General features: G+C 40.6%; 12 protein-coding genes. 9 read left to right on the top strand and 3 right to left on the bottom strand.

Annotated features, from left to right (window positions below; translation table 11 throughout):
- Positions 1-125: 125 nt before the first annotated feature.
- The 7 genes from IIC38_08040 to IIC38_08010 all read left to right on the top strand — a co-directional run bounded on the left by IIC38_08040 (position 126) and on the right by IIC38_08010 (position 11,564).
- A complete protein-coding gene (locus IIC38_08040) occupies positions 126-1,859 on the top strand; it encodes an amidohydrolase (protein MCH8125895.1) in 1,734 nt (577 codons plus the stop codon).
- 101 nt (positions 1,860-1,960) lie between these two features.
- Positions 1,961-2,179 carry a hypothetical protein gene (locus IIC38_08035; protein MCH8125894.1) on the top strand — a complete coding sequence of 73 codons (219 nt, stop codon included), beginning with the start codon at positions 1,961-1,963 and terminating at the stop codon, positions 2,177-2,179.
- Between the two features lie 111 nt (positions 2,180-2,290).
- Entirely contained in the window at positions 2,291-3,940 is a 1,650-nt protein-coding gene (locus tag IIC38_08030) for an amidohydrolase family protein (GenBank protein ID MCH8125893.1), read from the top strand.
- A 288-nt stretch (positions 3,941-4,228) separates the two neighbouring features.
- Entirely contained in the window at positions 4,229-5,899 is a 1,671-nt protein-coding gene (locus IIC38_08025) for an amidohydrolase (protein MCH8125892.1), read from the top strand.
- Positions 5,900-6,285: 386 nt separating this feature from the next.
- The gene (locus tag IIC38_08020; GenBank protein ID MCH8125891.1) at positions 6,286-8,172 is read left to right on the top strand and encodes an amidohydrolase; all 1,887 of its coding nucleotides are present in this window, start codon (positions 6,286-6,288) and stop codon (positions 8,170-8,172) included.
- A gap of 43 nt (positions 8,173-8,215) precedes the next feature.
- Positions 8,216-9,193 (top strand): arginase family protein, encoded by a 978-nt coding sequence (locus tag IIC38_08015; GenBank protein ID MCH8125890.1) that lies wholly within the window; start codon positions 8,216-8,218, stop codon positions 9,191-9,193.
- A gap of 232 nt (positions 9,194-9,425) precedes the next feature.
- Positions 9,426-11,564, top strand: coding sequence for a S9 family peptidase (locus IIC38_08010; GenBank protein ID MCH8125889.1), 2,139 nt, complete (start codon positions 9,426-9,428; stop codon positions 11,562-11,564).
- 198 nt (positions 11,565-11,762) lie between these two features.
- Here the strand turns inward: IIC38_08010 and IIC38_08005 are convergent, their stop codons facing one another.
- The 3 genes from IIC38_08005 to IIC38_07995 all read right to left on the bottom strand — a co-directional run bounded on the left by IIC38_08005 (position 11,763) and on the right by IIC38_07995 (position 14,190).
- Positions 11,763-11,912 (bottom strand): hypothetical protein, encoded by a 150-nt coding sequence (locus IIC38_08005; GenBank protein ID MCH8125888.1) that lies wholly within the window; start codon positions 11,910-11,912, stop codon positions 11,763-11,765.
- 134 nt (positions 11,913-12,046) lie between these two features.
- On the bottom strand, positions 12,047-12,466 hold the full coding sequence (locus tag IIC38_08000) for a helix-turn-helix domain-containing protein (protein ID MCH8125887.1): 420 nt from the start codon (positions 12,464-12,466) through the stop codon (positions 12,047-12,049).
- Between the two features lie 434 nt (positions 12,467-12,900).
- The gene (locus IIC38_07995) at positions 12,901-14,190 is read right to left on the bottom strand and encodes an MFS transporter (GenBank protein ID MCH8125886.1); all 1,290 of its coding nucleotides are present in this window, start codon (positions 14,188-14,190) and stop codon (positions 12,901-12,903) included.
- A gap of 496 nt (positions 14,191-14,686) precedes the next feature.
- Between IIC38_07995 and IIC38_07990 the strand changes: the two genes are divergently transcribed.
- Positions 14,687-17,671 carry a PD40 domain-containing protein gene (locus IIC38_07990; GenBank protein MCH8125885.1) on the top strand — a complete coding sequence of 995 codons (2,985 nt, stop codon included), beginning with the start codon at positions 14,687-14,689 and terminating at the stop codon, positions 17,669-17,671.
- 222 nt (positions 17,672-17,893) lie between these two features.
- Positions 17,894-19,027, top strand: a complete 1,134-nt coding sequence (locus tag IIC38_07985; GenBank protein MCH8125884.1) for an efflux RND transporter periplasmic adaptor subunit — start codon at positions 17,894-17,896, stop codon at positions 19,025-19,027.
- Positions 19,028-19,122 lie beyond the last annotated feature (95 nt).

The following is a 19,122-nucleotide window of genomic DNA, read 5'->3' as shown; positions in this document are numbered from 1 at the left end:
TTTATATTTTTTCGAGAAAATCAATTTTATTGATGGATTTATGTTGCTTTATGGTTTTCTATTTGTAAATTAGGTGGTTAAGAACAATCACTAGATCATTAATTTTTTTTAAAAATGGAGATTCAATGAACTCAAAATTCAAACAGCAGTTATTTTTGAGTGGATTATTTTTAGCCGTTAGCTTGTTTTGGGGATGCAGTTTGTCCACACAAGCAGACCTTGTTCTGAAAAATGGCAAAATTGTGACCCTGGATGATACTATTTCGGAAGCACAAGCTATTGCAATCTCTGGTTATTCCATAACTGCAGTTGGCAGTGATGAGGAAATTCAAAAATATATTGGCGATAATACTGAAGTGATTGATTTGAATGGCAGGCTGGTTGTACCGGGTTTCATTGAGGGTCATGGGCATTATATGGGCCTGGGAAATTCAAAAATGATCCTGGATTTAACCAAAGTTAAAAATTGGGATGAAATCGTCGCCATGGTAGGTGAAGCTGCTAAAAAAGTACAACCTGGCGAATGGATTACCGGCCGGGGCTGGCACCAGGAAAAATGGGACAAAGTGCCGCAACCAAATGTGGATGGCGTACCATTGCATCGAGAACTGAGTAATATATCACCAAATAATCCAGTGAATTTAACCCATGCCAGTGGTCATGCATCATTTGCCAATGCCAAAGCGATGGAAATTGCAAATATTACAAAAGACACTTCTAATCCACCTGGAGGAGAAATTGTCAAAGATAACTTGGGGAATCCCACTGGTTTGTTGCGAGAGACCGCACAACGGATGGTTGGCGCGGCTCGAACTGCTTCGTTAGAAAACCGATCAAAAGAGGAAGTAGAAGCTGAAGCCCGACAAAAAATAGAATTAGCCGGTCAAGAAGCGCTTTCGAAAGGAATTACGACTTTTCATGATGCTGGTGCAAGTTTCGCTGAAATCGATCGTTTCAAGGCATTTGCGGAACGTGGTGAATTGCCAATTCGATTGTATGTAATGGTGCGAAGAGAAAGCAATGAAACAATGGCAGAGAAATTAGCTTCATACCGAACAATTCCTAAAGATAATGATTTTCTCTCAGTGCGTTCCATCAAACGTCAAATTGATGGTGCACTGGGCTCCCATGGCGCCTGGCTTCTCGAACCCTATATCGATCTAACCTCCAGCACCGGTTTAGTCTTGGAAACTGTTGAAGATATCACAAGAACTGCTGAAATCGCTTTTGAAAATGGCTTTCAAGTAAACACGCATGCAATTGGCGACCGGGCTAACCGGGAAGTTTTAGATATCTATGAAAAAACCTTCAAAATGGATCCCAACAAAACTGACTTACGCTGGCGCATCGAGCATTCTCAGCATATCCACCCGGATGACGTCCCACGCTTTTTTCAGCTAGGAGTCATTGCCTCAATGCAAGGCGTGCATTGCACATCCGATGCCCCCTGGGTGCCCAAACGTCTTGGAGATGAACGATCTAAATCCAACGCTTATGTCTGGCGAACCCTGATGGATGCTGGTGTGGTTGTCACGAATGGAACGGATGTGCCCGTTGAAGATATCGATCCGCTGGCTAGTTTTTACGCTTCCGTTTCCAGGATGATGCCGGATGGTACAAGATTTTACCCTGATCAACGAATGACTCGTGAAGAAGCCTTACGTTCTTATACCATTAACAACGCTTACGCAGCTTTCGAAGAGCACTTGAAAGGATCACTCACCAAAGGCAAGCTTGCAGACATTGTGGTTCTTTCAAAAGATATCATGACTATTCCTGAAGAAGAAATACTCAACACAAAGGTGGATTATACTATTTTGGGTGGTGAAGTTAAATATAAGAGAGAAGTACAATACTAAGTTTTTAGATTACTAGGATTTGTATTTAAGAGATAGATTTCTTAATATACACTATATTTGTGCATACAATATTAGTGATATAGATAAATAAAAGAAGGTTTATGTTAAAAAATATAACCTTAAGCGCTGAAGAAATCCTCATTCATAAAGCGCGGGAAAGAGCATATCGTGAACGATCGACTTTAAATGCTGAATTTCGCAAATGGTTGCAAAAATATGTGAGAAATAATTTAAAAATATCGAATTATGATACGTTTATGGAATCTTTAAAGTACGTACATCCTGGAAAAACTTTTAGTCGGGATGAAATGAATGACTGAGAAATATTTTATCTACACGAATAATTTTATTTATTCATTTGATTATTCAAACACTTCTAAACAAATAACTATTGAATCACTGAATTAATATCTCAAAACAACGGAGGCCAAATGAAACCAATAAAACGTATTAATGCATTTTTGATTCTACTATTCTTAATTCCATGTTATAGTTTCTCACAAGACAAACCAACAGAAGAAAAACAACAACCAAAAATGGTTAAACCTGCACCGGACCGAAAGGCCGGAGAAGGCGAAGGTCCATTTGAACGGTTGATCATTCGGGGCGCAATTGTTATTGATGGCACCGGCGCTCCACCAAGAGGTCCGGTGGATATCGTCATCGAAGGGAATCGGATTGAAGAAATAAAAAGTGTGGGATCACCAGGAGTAGAAATAGATGAAGACAAAAGGCCCAAGGATGCCACAAAAGAAATCGATGCTCACGGATCCTATGTGATACCCGGCTTAATCGATCTCCATGTGCATACTGGCGGAGTACCAAAAGCGCCGGAAGCCGAATATGTATACAAGCTATGGATGGGTCATGGCATCACCACAGTAAGAGGCGTCCCCACCGGCCCGCTGGAGTGGTCGTTAAAAGAAAGGGAACGAAGCGCTAAAAATGAGATCGTAGCTCCGCGTATCTTTTCTTACCATCGACCTGGAAGCGGCAAAGAGTGGAAAGATCGGCAAATCCGCACACCCAAAGACGCCCGGGAATGGGTACGGTATGCTGCCAAAAAAGGCATTGATGGGTTGAAAGTAGGCTCGTATCGTCCCGAGATTATGGCAGCTTTGCTCGATGAGGCGAAGAAATTTGGGCTCGGTTCAACCGCCCATTTAGGCCAGATGGGTGTTGCGCAAATGAATGCGATCGACGCGGCGCGCCTGGGTCTTGGAACTCAGACACATTATTATGGTCTATTCGAATCTCTTTACAAAAATTATGATGTTCAACCCTGGCCTGTTGACATGAACTATAACAATGAACAGCATCGGTTTGGTCAGGTTGCTCGCCAGTGGAATTTAATCCATCCCCGGGGAAGCGACGAATGGAATGCTTTGTTAAAGGAATTTCTCGAGCTAGATTTTATTATCAACCCTACCATGACGATTTATTCTGCCGGAAGAGATGTGATGCGGGCTCGCACAGCCGATTGGCATGAAAAATATACACTTCCATCTCTCTGGGATTTTTATGAGCCCAGCAGGAAAAGCCATGGTTCCTACTGGTATTACTGGACAACCTGGGATGAAGTAGCCTGGAAAAACTTTTACCATGTCTGGATGCAGTTCTTGAATGATTACAAAAATATGGGCGGAAGAGTTACCATGGGTTCGGATGCCGGATTTATCTATCAGACATATGGATTCGGCTCCATTCTGGAAATGGAACTACTGCAGGAAGCCGGCTTTCACCCCCTGGAAGTCATTCGTTCTTCAACCATGCATAGCGCGGAAGCGCTCTTCGAACCCAAAGGCCTGCCTATAGATTGCGGCGTAATTCGTCCCGGATTGTTGGCTGACCTGGTGATTATCGACGAAAATCCCCTCGCAAACTTGAAAGTCCTTTACGGCAACGGAGCCGAAAAAATAAATGATGAGACCGGTGAGCCTGAACGAGTTGGCGGTGTGAAATATACGATCAAGGATGGAATTATTTATGATGCCAAGCAGCTGCTTAGAGATGTGGAAGAAATGGTAAACAAGCAAAAACAAGAGAGAATGAAAGATCAAGTAGCCAGTGAAGACAAATGACGTGAGACGTGAGACGGCAGATGCGAAACGAACAAAAGTAACAAAGGCACATAGGCACATAGGCACATAGGCACATAGGCACATAGGCACAAAGTAAAAAAGAAAAAAGAAAAATAAACATCAAGAACCGTGTCATTGCAAGGAGTCCTTGAGACGAAGTCGAAAGACGACGTGGCAATCTCCTTGGCTGAGACGGCAGACAACTAACGTGAAATACTGATTTCATCGTTTTGAGAGGTTGTGTGAAATGGACATAATTGTTATTAGAATTCAAAAAGAGACTTAGCCATGATTAAATCATTAAAATATACTTGCTTTATTGCTCTAATCAGTATAAGCTGCTCAGCAAATAAAAATGCCGATTTAATTCTCATTAATGGTAATATCGTCACCGTAGACGAGAATTATCCCAAGGCCGAGGCCATTGCCATAAAAGGTGAGAATTTCCTGGCAGTCGGCAGCAACGAAGAGATCAATCAATACAAGGGAGATCAAACTGAAGAAATCGATCTGAAAGGTAAAACAGTGGTTCCCGGCCTGGTAGATGGACACCTCCACTTTGCCAGATTGGGAGCAGATCGAAGCAATATTGTCGAGTTAGATGATACTCGCAGTCTTGCGGAAGCGTTGACTTTAATTAAAAGACGAGTGCAGCGTTTACCTGCCGGAGAATGGCTGACTGGCTCCGGCTGGCATCTAGCCAACTGGGGAGTTGAGGATTGGCCTACTGCTGCAGATTTGGATCGGGTGGCACCCAACAATCCGGTATCATTTGTTGGCATGCATAGTCATGCCAGTTGGCTAAACAGTAAAGCGCTGCAAACCGCTGGTATTACTAAAGACAGACCTGATCCGGACGACGGCATCATTCAGCGTGACGAAGATGGCAAACCTACGGGCATCCTTATCGAAAATGCACAATGGCTGGTTCGAAATGTTATTCCACCACAACAACAAGAGAGCCTCAAAGAAAGCATTAGAAAATCTATCCAATTGGCCCATTCCTACGGTTTTACCGGCGCTCACGACATGGGAACCAGTATGGAAGTAGTTAACACCTACCGCGAGTTAATTGCCGAAAACCAGTTTCCGTTCCGGATAAATGGCTATGTGCGAATGTGGCGAACAGGAGAATTGCTGGACGATTTTATAAATGCAGGGCCAGTCATAGCCGAGGGGAATCATCGGTTGACTATAAGAGGTGTTAAGCTTTCCATTGATGGCGCTTTAGGAGCACGCGGGGCTGCCCTGCTTGCGCCCTACAGCGATGAGCCCTCTGCGACTGGGGTGATTCGTGTTCCCGGCGACCAGGTTTATCAAATTGTAAGTAAATGCCTGGCAAATGGTTTTAATGTAGCATTACATGCCATCGGTGATCGCGGCAATCGAATCGTACTGGATGAGGTAGAAAAAGCATTGCAGGAAAATCCGGTCAAAGATCATCGCATTCGCGTGGAACACGCTCAAATTGTAGCATTGGAGGATATCCCCCGCTTTTCGAAACTGAATTTAATCGCCTCGTTTCAGTGGATGCATTGCACATTGGATATGCCGTGGGCGGAAAAACGTGTTGGACCGGAACGAATTAAAGGAGGATATGCCTGGCGAACTTTCCTCAATAACGGCATCCGAATTGTTGGCGGTTCGGATGAAGGCAGGCGCACGTTTAGTCCGTTTATGGGTATCCATGCTGCCGTTACACGCCAGGATCGGGAAGGTAAACCAGCAGGTGGATGGTATCCCGATCAACGTTTGACTAGATTGGAAGCATTAAAAAGCTATACACTCGATGCGGCTTACGCAAGTTTCGAAGAAGATGTTTTGGGATCGATTACCCCTGGTAAATTAGCGGATTTGGTTGTGCTTTCTAAAGATATAATGATTATTCCTGCGGAAGAAATCCTTGAAACGCAAGCCATGATGACCCTTGTCAGCGGGAAGGTTGTTTTTACACGGTAATTATATTGATTCCATCGCCTGGAAAGGTTGTGTGAAAATGAGTTGGGAAACCGTTAAAACGGTTAGATTCTTTTAGGATTTACTTATTCCCACGAATGAATTCGTAGGATTCACTAGTAATGAGCCTTTGTTAACCTGCACTATTCATGAATTATAGTATTAAGCTTGAAGTTTCAAAAGTGTCATCCCGTCGCTACTGGATGACAGTGATAAGGTTCATGAATTATCCAGGTTAATTAATAATATAATAATATAGAAGCACACAACTTTATTTGTGAGTGCGAATGAATTCTATAATGAGGTAACCATTTCAAACCTTTTTTTCATTGAAATCCTGTTTTCACGCAGTCTTCTGGATCGATGGAATCAGTCAAAGCCATAAAAAAATGCCTAAACTTCAAAAAATAGTTTTGTCAACCTTATTCCTCCTAAGTGTTTCATTTTTAGCATCTCATTCATCTTTAGCTCAAACAAATCTAAAAGCAGACCTGATTTATACCAACGCAAAAATCTTAACTATGGATGAGAGTAATCCTCAATCTAGCGCTATTGCGGTCTTGGGAAATAAAATTATAGCTGTTGGCTCAGATCAGGATATGGAGCGTTTCAAGGGATCCTCAACAAAATCGTATGATCTTGGTGGACGAACGATCATTCCCGGAATCAACGAAACTCACATTCATGTACGCGACCTCGGTTTTCAGCAATATTATGCAGTCAATATGGAACCTGCCAAAAATATAGCTGATATCGAGCGATTACTGAAAGACCGCCTCGACAAACTCAAAAAAGAAAATAATCTCGATGGTTGGGAATATCCAACCACCGGAGAGATGGGGAAATGGCTATTCGGCCTGGGATGGACCCAGGATCGGCTTGTGGAAAAACGCATGGCCAATCGCCATGAATTGGACCATGTTTCCCGAGACATTCCGGTCTCACTAGAACGCATTTATAATGGAATTGCAGTAAACACCAAAGTCTTCGAGCTGCTTGGCATTGATTTCGATGATCCATCTACCCACCCTACATGGTTTAAAGAAGATCCAGCCGAGTTTGAGGCTGGAGATATTATTTTTCGAGACCCGGATTCTGGCCTGCCAAACGGTGTCTTCGTTGGCACCAAAGCACCTTTATTGATTTCAAAAGTAATCCCTGAACAATCCTTTAAGCAAAAAGTAGAAAGCCTTATCCTGGGTTTGGAAGTACTATCCTCACTGGGAATCACAAGCATTGTCGAGGCAGGTTCCAGAATGGGCAGTGTTACCAAGATTTATCAAGCAGCGTATGATACCGGCAACCTACCGGTCAGGGTGAATATCTACGATGGCTGGTATCGCAGCGGTGATCCAACCGGTTTGGGTGATCCCAAACAGATAGAAAATCGCCTTAAGGCTTTAGGATTTCATAATATTGGCAACGAAATGTTTCGAATTCGTGGAGCTAAAATCTCCGCTGATGGAGGCATCGGTTCCAGAAGTGCAGCAGTTTCGGTGCCATTCTTGTCCATACCTGAAGATCCATTGGGTGGTGAAAACTACGGTGCTTTTCGAGATCCTGATTTTAATTATAGATTCGAACAATTCAACAAACTCACTAATTATGGCTGGGAGTTGCATACCCATGCCTGTGGAGATGCGGCTATTCGACAAACTGTGGATGCTTATAAAATCCTTATGGACCAGATTAAAAAAGAAGATTCTAATGCTGACTTGAGATGGAGTATCATTCACTGTTATCTGCCTGATGAGCCAAATACTGCAGTGATTGAAGAAATGGCCAGATACGGCATCATCGCTGCTATCAATCCGGCAAATCTTTACTTTGAAGGAGACTCCTTCCTGCGAAATATTGGTCCGGAAAGAATGTCGCGACATACACCCTACAAAACATTTCTGGATGCCGGAATCCGAATGGCATCCGGATCTGATTATCCGAATAATTCTCCCGATCCCTGGATTGGCATTTACCAAATGCGTACAAGACGACATCAATTATCAGGTGAGGTTCATGGCCCTGAACAGCGGATACCACTTCTGGCAGCACTGAAAACATATACCATCAACGGGGCATATCTGACCTATGACGACCCTATTCGCGGCTCCCTTCAAGTCGGCAAACTTGCAGATTTAGTTATCCTGGATGCCGATCTGTTGAATATAGAAAATGAAGAATTATTACAAATGAATTCGAAAATTCTTTTTACTATGGTTGGTGGAAAGATTCAATACCAGAAACCCGGATTTGAACTAAAGAAAAATCCAGCCAATTAGAGGGATCTAAATCGTTAATTCAATCTTAAAAATGAGGTCATCAATGAAAAAAATATTTGCCTTCGCCATAATTTGTCTTTTGAGTATTCCAATTAATGTTTATGCTCAAAAATACATAGACAATGATGGTAAAATAAAAATAGCCCTGGTCAAAAATCCATACAAAGGAGATCGTAGCGGCTCGCCTATATCCAAAGGACCAGACATATTGGAACATAGCGGGCTGAAAGATATTCTTTCAGGAATGGGTGGCAAAATAGTAAACATTTCCAACGTACAATTATCAAAGGAAGAAGAAAAAGAATATGGCGTCTGGAATAAATTTGGTTATGCCAATAACCGGTTGGGGCAATGGGTTGCAAAAAACGAAAGAGACGGCAATTTTAATGTGGGACTCTTAAATAACTGTAGTTCCTTAATGGGAATGCTTGCCGGATTGCAGCATTCAGGTACAAGTAAACGACCATTAAGAATCGGCCTGGTTTTTATCGACGCGCACGGTGATTTCAATACACCGGAAACCACACTCAGTGGCATGCTTGGTGGCATGCCTGTCGCGATTGCAGCCGGTCATTGTCTGACGCGAATGCGTTTGCAATCGGGTTTGGATCCGGCAATTCCGGAAAAATATATTGTCATGGGTGCGTTAAGAGATACTGATCCATTGGAGCAGGAGCGCTTCGACAATTCATTAATCGAAATGATTTCAACTGATGATATCCGAAATTTAACAGACAATATCCATCATCAAATGAAGAGATTGAGCGGGTTAACAGACAAAATATATATCCACATCGATATGGATGTTTTGGACCCAAAGGAAGTAATGGGACACCCCCTCACAGTTCCCAATGGCCCTACCAGCAAGGAGTTAGCCGCTGCCTTGGAATTGATGTTCAAATATGAAAAAACATCCGCAATTGGCATTGCGTCATATCCGATCGATGACAAAGATCAATTGTCCTTAAAAGCAGCCTATAATTTAATTGCAGGTGCGGTTAGAGGAATTAAAGGTAGATAAGACTAAAATTCTAATTTCGATATCTAACCTGAAATATTCACTGCAAAGTTCGAAAGAGTAAAATAGGAGAAAAAGTGATAAAAACTCGAACAACCATTTACATTGCATTGCTAAACCTTGTTTCTTACATTGTAGAATAAATGAGTGAGAATCTTTCCATTATATGGCTTTTAAATCTTACAAATCTCACCACTTTTTATTTGATTTTTTTCATAAATGAAAGGAGATCATTATGCGTTATACTATCCCATTTCTGGTAATAGGGTGTTGTTTGTTTATTACAAGCTGTCAATCGGCAAAGGTTGAGACCATGCCTACAAACCTGGAACCTCCTATTGCGAAAATCGAGCCGAAGGAGTTGAAAATCCATGATGATATTCGGATCGACAACTACTATTGGCTAAAAGAACGCGAGGACCAGGAAGTGATCGATTATCTCACAGCCGAGAATGAATACACCAATGCCATGACGGCTCATACAAATAAACTCGAAGATGAATTATTCGAAGAGATTAAAGGCCGGATCAAGCAGACCGATCAATCGGTTCCTTACAAATCAGATGATTATTATTATTACACACGCTATGAAGACGGTAAGGAATACCCCATTTATTGCCGCAAAAAAGGCTCTATGGATGGCAAAGAAGAAATTATGGTGAATGCGAACGAGATAGCTGAAGGGCATGAATTCTGTTCGGTTCGGGGACGATATGTGAGTTCCGGACAAAACCTTCTTGCTTTTTCTGTGGATACTGTTGGCAGGAGATTATACACGCTGCAGTTTAAAAATTTAGATACCGGTGAAATCTATGAAGACAAAATCGCCAATGTGACCGGCAATGCCGCCTGGGCTAACGATAATAAGACAATCTTCTATACCAGGAAAGATTTGGAAACGCTCCGTTCCAACCAGATTTACAAGCATGTGTTGGGTACAGACCCGGCAAACGATGAGCTCATTTTTAATGAAACGGATGATACATTTTCCTGCTTCATTTTTAAGACCAAATCAAAAAAATACTTGATGATTGGCTCGAACCAAACCCTTAGCTCCGAATATCGCTACCTGGATGCAAGTAATCCAAATGGAAAATTCAAGGTATTTTTGAAAAGAGAAAGAGATCACGAATATGATGTGGATCATTTCAAGGATAAATTTTATGTGCGGACAAATCTAAATGCGAAAAACTTTCGCTTGATGGAAACGCCCATTACCAATACTTCGAAAAACAATTGGAAAGAAGTTATTCCACATCGAGATGATGTTCTTTTCAATGGCTTCGAGATCTTTACCGATCACCTTGTGCTCTCTGAACGGAAGAATGGTTTGGCACAGCTCCATGTTATGCCCTGGGATGGAAGTAAAGAACATTACCTGGATTTCGGCGAACCCACTTACCTGGCTTATATCAGCACCAATCCGGATATTAATACAAACGTCCTGCGATATGGATACACTTCCTTGACCACGCCGAACTCAACATTCGACTACGATATGAATACTCGTGAAAAAACATTGCTCAAGCAGGAAGATGTTTTGGGTGGATTTGATTCCAATGATTATGTGACCGACCGTTTATACGCAACTACCGATGACGGCGTACAAATTCCGATTTCAATTGTATATCGAAAAGGGATCGAGAAAAATGGCAAAAATCCGCTTCTCCTTTACGGTTATGGCTCTTATGGCTCCAGTATGAATGCAACGTTCAATTCTGCCAGGCTCAGTTTACTGGATCGCGGTTTCATTTATGCAATCGCGCATATTCGTGGTGGACAAGAGATGGGACGGTATTGGTATGAGGATGGTAAATTATTGAAGAAGAAAAATACTTTCACTGACTTTATCGACTGCGGAGAATACCTGGTTGAGGAGAATTATACCAATCCGGAAAAAATGTTTGCCATGGGCGGCAGCGCAGGTGGACTTTTAGTCGGCGCCGTGATGAATATGGCTCCGGATTTGTTCAATGGTATAATCACTCGCGTTCCCTGGGTTGACGTTGTTACCACTATGCTGGATCCGGACATTCCCCTAACCACCAGCGAATACGATGAGTGGGGCGATCCTAACAAGAAAGAATATTACGATTATATGCTGTCTTATTCACCTTATGATAATGTTGAAGCCAAAAATTATCCCAATTTGCTGGTAACAACCGGCCTTCATGATTCACAGGTTCAATATTGGGAACCGGCAAAATGGGTCGCAAAACTACGTGCGATGAAAACGGATAACAACAGACTTCTGCTGAAAATCAATATGGATGCCGGTCATGGCGGCGCTTCAGGCCGATATAAGCGATACCGTGAGACTGCGTTTATTTATTGCTTTTTGTTGGATTTGGCAGGACTTGGGCAGAGTTCTTGAGAAAATAGTACTAATATTTGAGAATACAAAAAAGGCTGTTCAAAATATTTGGACGGCCTTTTTTGTCTTTGAATTAATTTGGTTAAATAAATATCGGTACACTATTTTCCTCGTTTTGTGAAATGAACGTCACGATAGGGTTTGTCATTTTATGTTTTCTACTCTCCCCTTCCTGCCAATTTAATCCCCTCTTCCTCTTCATTCATAAAGTGTAAGAGCACCCCCTACGACAAAAAATATCAGGACAATTGCAATACCAACTCGTTGGCTGCCAATGCTCCTGCCAAAATTATTAAGAGTCCAGGGCTCGAAAAACAGTAGCTTTGCCTGAGAACGCAAAAAATCCAAATGCTTCTGCTTCAATGTTTTTCAGCACGAATCTCATTATTCCAGTCTGGAAGATACCCGCTAAACTTGTGCCCGTATGTTTTTAACGGGTAAGCAGACGGGAATGACAGAAAAGTTGTTCGTTAAGACACTAATTAATCATCTTCAATAAAAACGGCAGGCGATATTTTAAATCGTTTGCTGAGCGCTTTAATCTGGCGGATATTAAGCTTTCTTCTTCCGCTTAATATTTCCGATACGACTCCTTGACTTCCCAGTTCCTTTAAATCACTTTGTTTTAGATTATGTTCTTCCATTAAATAATTTAAGCACCCAATCGAATCTCTTTTCGGTTCAGGATAATGTTCATTTTCGTACTCTTCGATCCGTGTTTCCATGGTTTCCATTAATGACGCCAGTGGATGATTTTCATCTTCACCAACCATATCGATTAATTTATCTAATACTTTTACGGCATATTCATACTGTTCTTCATTATTGATGACCGATACAACCCTGGAGGCAATCGGCCATATTCTGTCGATTGCTTTTATTTCTTCATTTAACACTTCCATTGTTATTCCTTCCATTTACTCTTATCATATTCCTTATGAGTTAATATCTCATGGAGAGATAATTATCAAGAAGTATTATTTGTAAAACTTTCTTGGTGATCTACTAAATAGATAATCCATGGCGGGTGAATAACGACTGAAATTCTGATTGGAGTGTAACGAAAGCTTTTATCACCCTCTCCAAATAAGATTGTAAACCAATGTGGCTTGTAATTTAATTCAAGGTGTGAATGATTATCATTCATGGTATGAATAGATTTCAATTTTTCTTTGGTTTAATATACAGGAACAAGCATTAACCGGTTCTTATCATTGCAAAAATGAGATTCGCGCTAAACTTGTGCCCGTATGTTTTTAACGGGTAAGCATGCGGAAATGATAAGAAAAAGTATTTGTATTAACACTCTCACGTCTGCCGTCTTACGCTTCACGTTTTACTCTCCCCTTGCCGCCAATTTTATCCCTTCCTCTTCATTCACAAAGTGCAAAAGCACACCCCCCACAACAAAAAATACCAGGACGATAGCAATGCCAACCCGTTGACTGTCAAAAGCACCTGTCAGGATGCCCAGGAGTAAAGGCCCTAAGAATGCTGTAGCCTTACCTGAGAACGCAAAAAATCCAAATGCCTCTGCTTCCATATTTCGCGGTACAAAGCGTGCCATCAAAGAACGACTGGCAGCCTGGTTAGGTCCTGAAAACAGCCCGATCAGAATTCCTGCAATCCAGAACCAAAAGCGGTTTTGTGCTGTAACGGCAATGATAGCCGCCACAGAAAGACCAATCAGACTAATCATGATGGTTTTCTTGCCGCCGAGAATATCATCCAAATATCCGAAAGCAAATGCTCCAATACCAGCGCAAATATTTAACACAATTCCGAAAATAATTATTTCATCTAAAGTAAAGCCGAATGTTCCTCCAGCATAAATTCCACCGAAAGCAAATATTGTGACCAGACCATCATTGTAAATTAAACGTGCTAAAAGAAGTCTCACAACCTGACGGTATTTCCTGATTTCCTTAAAGGTGTTAACCAATTGTTTATAGCTTTCAGTGACGGTATTTTTTCCATCTTTAATAACTCTTGACTTATTTTCTTTAAGCCAGATAAAAGTGGGAATACTAAACACTGCAAACCAGACCGCAACCAGAAGATTGGTTGCACGAACATGTTGATAAGCATCTTTGCTAAATCCAAACCATGGAATTTCCGCATTGACAAATCCAACAAAAGCAATGACCAATGCCAGCAATCCGCCCACATAACCCAATGCCCAACCATATCCGGAAACTCGGCCTATTTTCTCCAATGGAGTGATATCAGGCAAAAAAGCATTATAAAAAACCGCTCCCATTTCAAATGCGATATTTGCGATCACGAACCAAATGAGCGCTTGCAATACAAATCCTGGCTCAATGGTATAGAGGAAAGTCGAAGCAACAACACAGGTAGCAGTTGTTATGAAAAGAAAAAGTTTGCGGGTTCCACCCCGATCTGCCATGACACCAACAATTGGAGATAAAAGAGCCACGATAATTGCAGTTATAGTCACGGCTCGAGACCAATATACTGTCCCAACCGTGATGTTTTCTGCATGGTAGCCGGTAAAATATGCGGAATAAATAAAGGTCACAACCAGTGTTGTGAAGGGAGAATTCGCAAAATCATACATGCACCAGCTAAAAACTGTCCGGCGATTTAACTTTAAATTATCAGACATCAATTATCTCCAGATCATTTTGATACTCATTTTTAATTTTTGAAAAGAGTTATAACAAAACTTAATGTTTTTAGCCAGCTACCGATTTTCAATTTAACTCAACCCATGATTACATTTGAGTCTCTTCTTGTAGCCGGTTTTTAGTGATAATGTAATTGTCCAAATTACGTTTCACTCTTGTCAATGTCAAGTCTGAATTGAAAATTTAGCAAATTATTTAAAGCGTTTTATACTCTGTTATAACCAATTGTTTTTAAACAAAGTTAATCTTATCAAGTCTAAAAAGATTAACTCAACTATTTTTTGCGGAGAAAAAATTATTTGAAACCTAATTCAATTCGTAAAGTTACAGAGATCAATTGACGAAAAATAAATATATCAAAGGCAAAGCAAATTAAAGATTGGAGGTATTCGAAAATTTGATAAAACTCTAAGGAGCTATGAGTTTTAATGGGTATCGAACTTTTACATGAAAATAATTACGGAGGTTGACAAAATGAAGACAAAAACATTTTTGCCTCATTGCTTTGCAGCACTATTACTTATCGGAATTCTTAATCTTCCGGCGTTGTCCCAAACAGCAACTCAATTCGGTCAAAATAAAGTCCACTACAAAAATTTTGATTGGTCCGTTTTACGAACCGAGCATTTTGATGTACATTATTACTCGGAAGAAAAACAAGCCGCTTTCGATGCTGCCCGAATGGCAGAACGTGGATATGATTATCTTTCCGAAGTTTTTGATCATCAAATTAAAGAAAGAATCCCCCTGCTTCTTTATGCCTCTGTAAACGATTTTCAACAAACAAATATCGTTCAGGGAATGATAGGAGATGGCACACGCGGGGTCACCGAATCTCTAAAAAACCGGGTTGCACTTCCGATTACAGGTTCTTACCGTGAATTCAATCATGTCTTGATTCACGAATTGGTTCATGCTTTCCAGTTCGATATTATTCTTAGGCCGGATAACCAAATCGCTAAATCCCGGTTTAATCCACCTCTTTGGTTTGTTGAGGGAATGGCTGAATACCTTTCCGTTGGGATGAGTAACACGACTCGAATGTGGGTCCGTGATGGATTTGAAAACGACAATCTCTTAACTGTCGATAAATTAAACAATACCTTTGATATTCGAGTTTACCGGCTCGGGGAGTCTCTCTGGTATTACATCGGGGAGACATATGGCAAGAGAAAAGTCGGTGACCTTTTAAAAACTGCAGTTAATTTAGGAAAATTCGAACCTGCTTTAAAAGCCCAGTTAAAGATGGATCCCAAGAAATTAACAGAAAAATGGCACGCGGCAATGCGTGAATTGGTTTACCAGACTGATATAACCCTCAAAGAGCCTGGAGATATTGCACAGCAGATCACCAAGAAAACCGGCGCTTTCCATCGCATGAACATTGTGCCTGCAGTTAGCCCTGATGGTAAGAGTATCGCTTATGTTTCGAATAAGAATTTAAAAGATGACATTTTTTTAATCACTCAATCGGATGATGGGGATCTAAAAGAGGATCGTTTGATTAAGGGCGGAGAGAGTAATCGATTTGAAGTCTTGCGGTTTTTCGATACTGCCATAAACTGGTCCCGTGATGGAAAGCGAATAGCATTTGTATCAAAGACCGGAAAAGATGATGGAATTTATATCGTCAATGCGCAATCTAAAAAGGTATTGTTTAAAATGACATTCGATGAATTGAATGGATTAAGCTCTCCGGCTTTTTCTCCCGATGGGACTCAAATTGTATTTGTTGGAATTAAGGGAGGTAAATCCGATCTTTATATAGTCAACCTGGCGGATAAAAAGATACAACAACTAACAAATGATCGCTATGCGGAACTTCATCCACAATGGTCTCTAGATGGCAAACGGATTGTTTTTTCAACCGACCGTGGAACAGGTACAGATATTGACCAGCTATTTTTTGGTGATTTGGATGTGGCTTTATATACATTAGAATCCGGTAAAATTGACCTGGTTACGGATTTAGCCGGCAATATCACAGCGCCGCAATGGATTGGCGAAGAAGAAAAGATTATTTTCGTTTCGGACCACCAGGGAATTCCTAATATTTATACGATCGATTTATTGACCAGTGAAATTGAAACTGTTACTTTATTAAATAACGGTGTGTCCGGAATAACTGAATCCACACCGAGCCTTAGCATTTCTGCTGATGGTAAAACAATCGCTTTCTCAGCATACGTGAATGGAGCCTGGCAGCTCTTTCGGATGGAATACCCGCCACAAGAACCTGTATTAGCGGTTGAATCTTCGAGAACAAATATCAATACAGAACCATCAAATGGAAATAGTGATGAAACTAACGGTTCTTATCCTCTCTCAATCAAATCAAATCTACTTCCTGAATTACCCGAGCCAAACGAATTTTTATCTGAATATGAATTAGCAGATACGGATTCTATTGAAGAGCGTGATTATAGTGGAAAACTCAAATTGGATGCAGTCGCATTAGGAGGTAACATAGGTGGACTTTACGGCTCAGCCGGTGGGGCACAGTTACTCTTTAGCGATATTTTAGGCAATCATAATCTCATTTTCAGCACAGGGCTGCGGTTTACCAATCCACTTAAATCCGATCTTGGTTTGGCTTATTTTAATCTTGGTAATAGATTTAATTATGGCGCCCAGATTTATCAAAATGCCTATTCCTATATCACTTTTCTCTCATCAAGTGCGCAGGGTTTCGTTCAACAAATCTACCGTGGAGTAAGTGTATTTGCTCAATATCCGTTTAGCCGGTTTTCAAGAATTGAACTTTCCACTGGAATCGCCAATGTAAGCCAAGAAGAGGTTATTGAAGGATATATCAATGGCAGCAGAGTAAAAACCACCCAAAATCTTGGCAGCTTCTCGTTTGGTCAGGTTAGCGCTTCATACGTTCATGATAATATTTCGTTTGGATACATCGGACCAAGAAGTGGCAGTCGATATCGCCTCACAGTTCAGCAAACAGTAAAAGATTTTGAATTTACTACACTTTTTATTGATTATAGGAAATATGCAAGCATCAACAGCCGCTCAGTTTTAGCCTGGAGATTTTTAGGTGGTACAAGCATGGGTCGGGATAAACAATATTTCAGAATTGGCGGACCCTATGATTTCCGTGGAGCGGACTATGGTGAATTGTTAGGTTCAAAATTTATTGTTCAGAATTTGGAGTTTCGATTCCCGATATTTCCGTTCTTATCAGAAAAATATGATTTCATTAGTGGTGTTACATTTTTTGATGCCGCCGCCGCTTGGGGTGAAGACATCCCGGGATACATCAAAGAATCATTTCAACCATTCACTACTGAAGGCGGATTTGGCTTTAAAGACTTGAAAGGCGCAGCTGGCATTGGGGCGCGTATGAACTTGGGCTTTCTAAGCTTTCGACTTGATTTAGCATGGCCAACTGATCTCAGACATTTTGAGAAGCCGAATACCCTTTTCTCTATTGGAACTGACTTTTAGTCAAGCCTGATTTTTCTAAAAAAGCGTGAATGGGAAAAGTAGCCATTCACGCTTTTTTTTTGCCAACGAAAACATTACTAAACCCCATTCTGGATTTGTTGCTATATTACATCTTTCTTAAATAGTTTTAATTTCCGCAACCCCCTCCAAATAATCACGTAATAGTTTACTAATCTTTAAGATAAAAACAAATAATTAAGTAATAATTTTCAGGAGTTAAAAATGAGCACTAAAAAAGCGTTGATTCTACTCATAACTTTAAGCCTGGCAGTCTTTCAGATAAGCTGTTCAAACAGTGAAGCAGACGGCCAAAAAGGCACGAACGGTTCCCACAAAGCACAGGCAGATTCCTCTAAAGTAGACAGTGAGAAAGAGAAAAAGTCTGAAGAAACCCTCATCCCTGTTGAAACGACCACAGTGTCTCGTGGCACCATATCCTCTTATTTATTGTATAGTTCAAATCTTGAAACAGAAAAGATGATTGATGTTTACTCGCGCGTTCAAGGGCTTGTCGAGAAGATTAATCTCGAAGAAGGAACTTTCGTAGCTAAAGGTCAAGTTTTGCTTGAATTGGAAGCGGATGAATACATTCTGGCTGAAGAAAAAGCACATGTCGAGTATCAACAAAAGCAAAGTATGTATAATCGGTCAAGAGCAATGGCTGATAAAAACCTATTGAGTAATGAAGAATATGAAACAGCAAAATTTGCTGCTGATGCTGCGAGGATTGCCTGGCAGCAGGCAAAATTAAACCTCAAATATACCAAAATCACGTCAACCATTACCGGTGTAATTGGAGAGCGATTATGTCGTGAGGGAGACAGAATTCAAACTTCTGATAAGTTATTTACAGTAGTCAATACGGATGAGATGATTGCGGTTGTTCACATCCCGGAAAAAGAGATAGGTATTATCAAAAAAGGGCAACAGGCTTATATCTATTCTGACCACATAAAAGGCGATTTATTCCCAGGTTGGATCAAAAGAGTCAGCCCGGTTGTCGATCCTCAAAGTGGGACTTTCAAAGTTACCATAGGAGTTAGAAATACAAATAATAAACTTAGACCTGGAATGTTTGTTAATTGCAGAATTATTACAAATACACACAAAAATGCAATTCTTATTCCTAAGACAGCTATTATTTATGAAAACGAGTACATGAATGTTTTTGTTGTACGAGATAGTATTGCTCATAAAATTAAATTGGATGTGGGTTATCAAGATCATGAAAAAATTGAATCACTTTCATCGATTGAAGAAGGTGACAAAATTATTCTGGTGGGACAAGCTGGTTTAAAAGATCAAACCAAAGTAAAAATTGTTACGAATCGAGAAACAAAGTTTTCCGGAACCTAAATTCAATTATCAATTATCAATTATCAATTATCAATTATCAATTATCAATTATCAATTATCAGTTATCAGTTATCAGTTATCAGTTATCAGTTATC

This window comes from candidate division KSB1 bacterium (assembly GCA_022566355.1).
In the GTDB taxonomy this organism is placed as follows: Bacteria; Zhuqueibacterota; JdFR-76; order JdFR-76; family DREG01; genus JADFJB01.
This window is presented reverse-complemented; position numbering and strand designations above follow the sequence as displayed.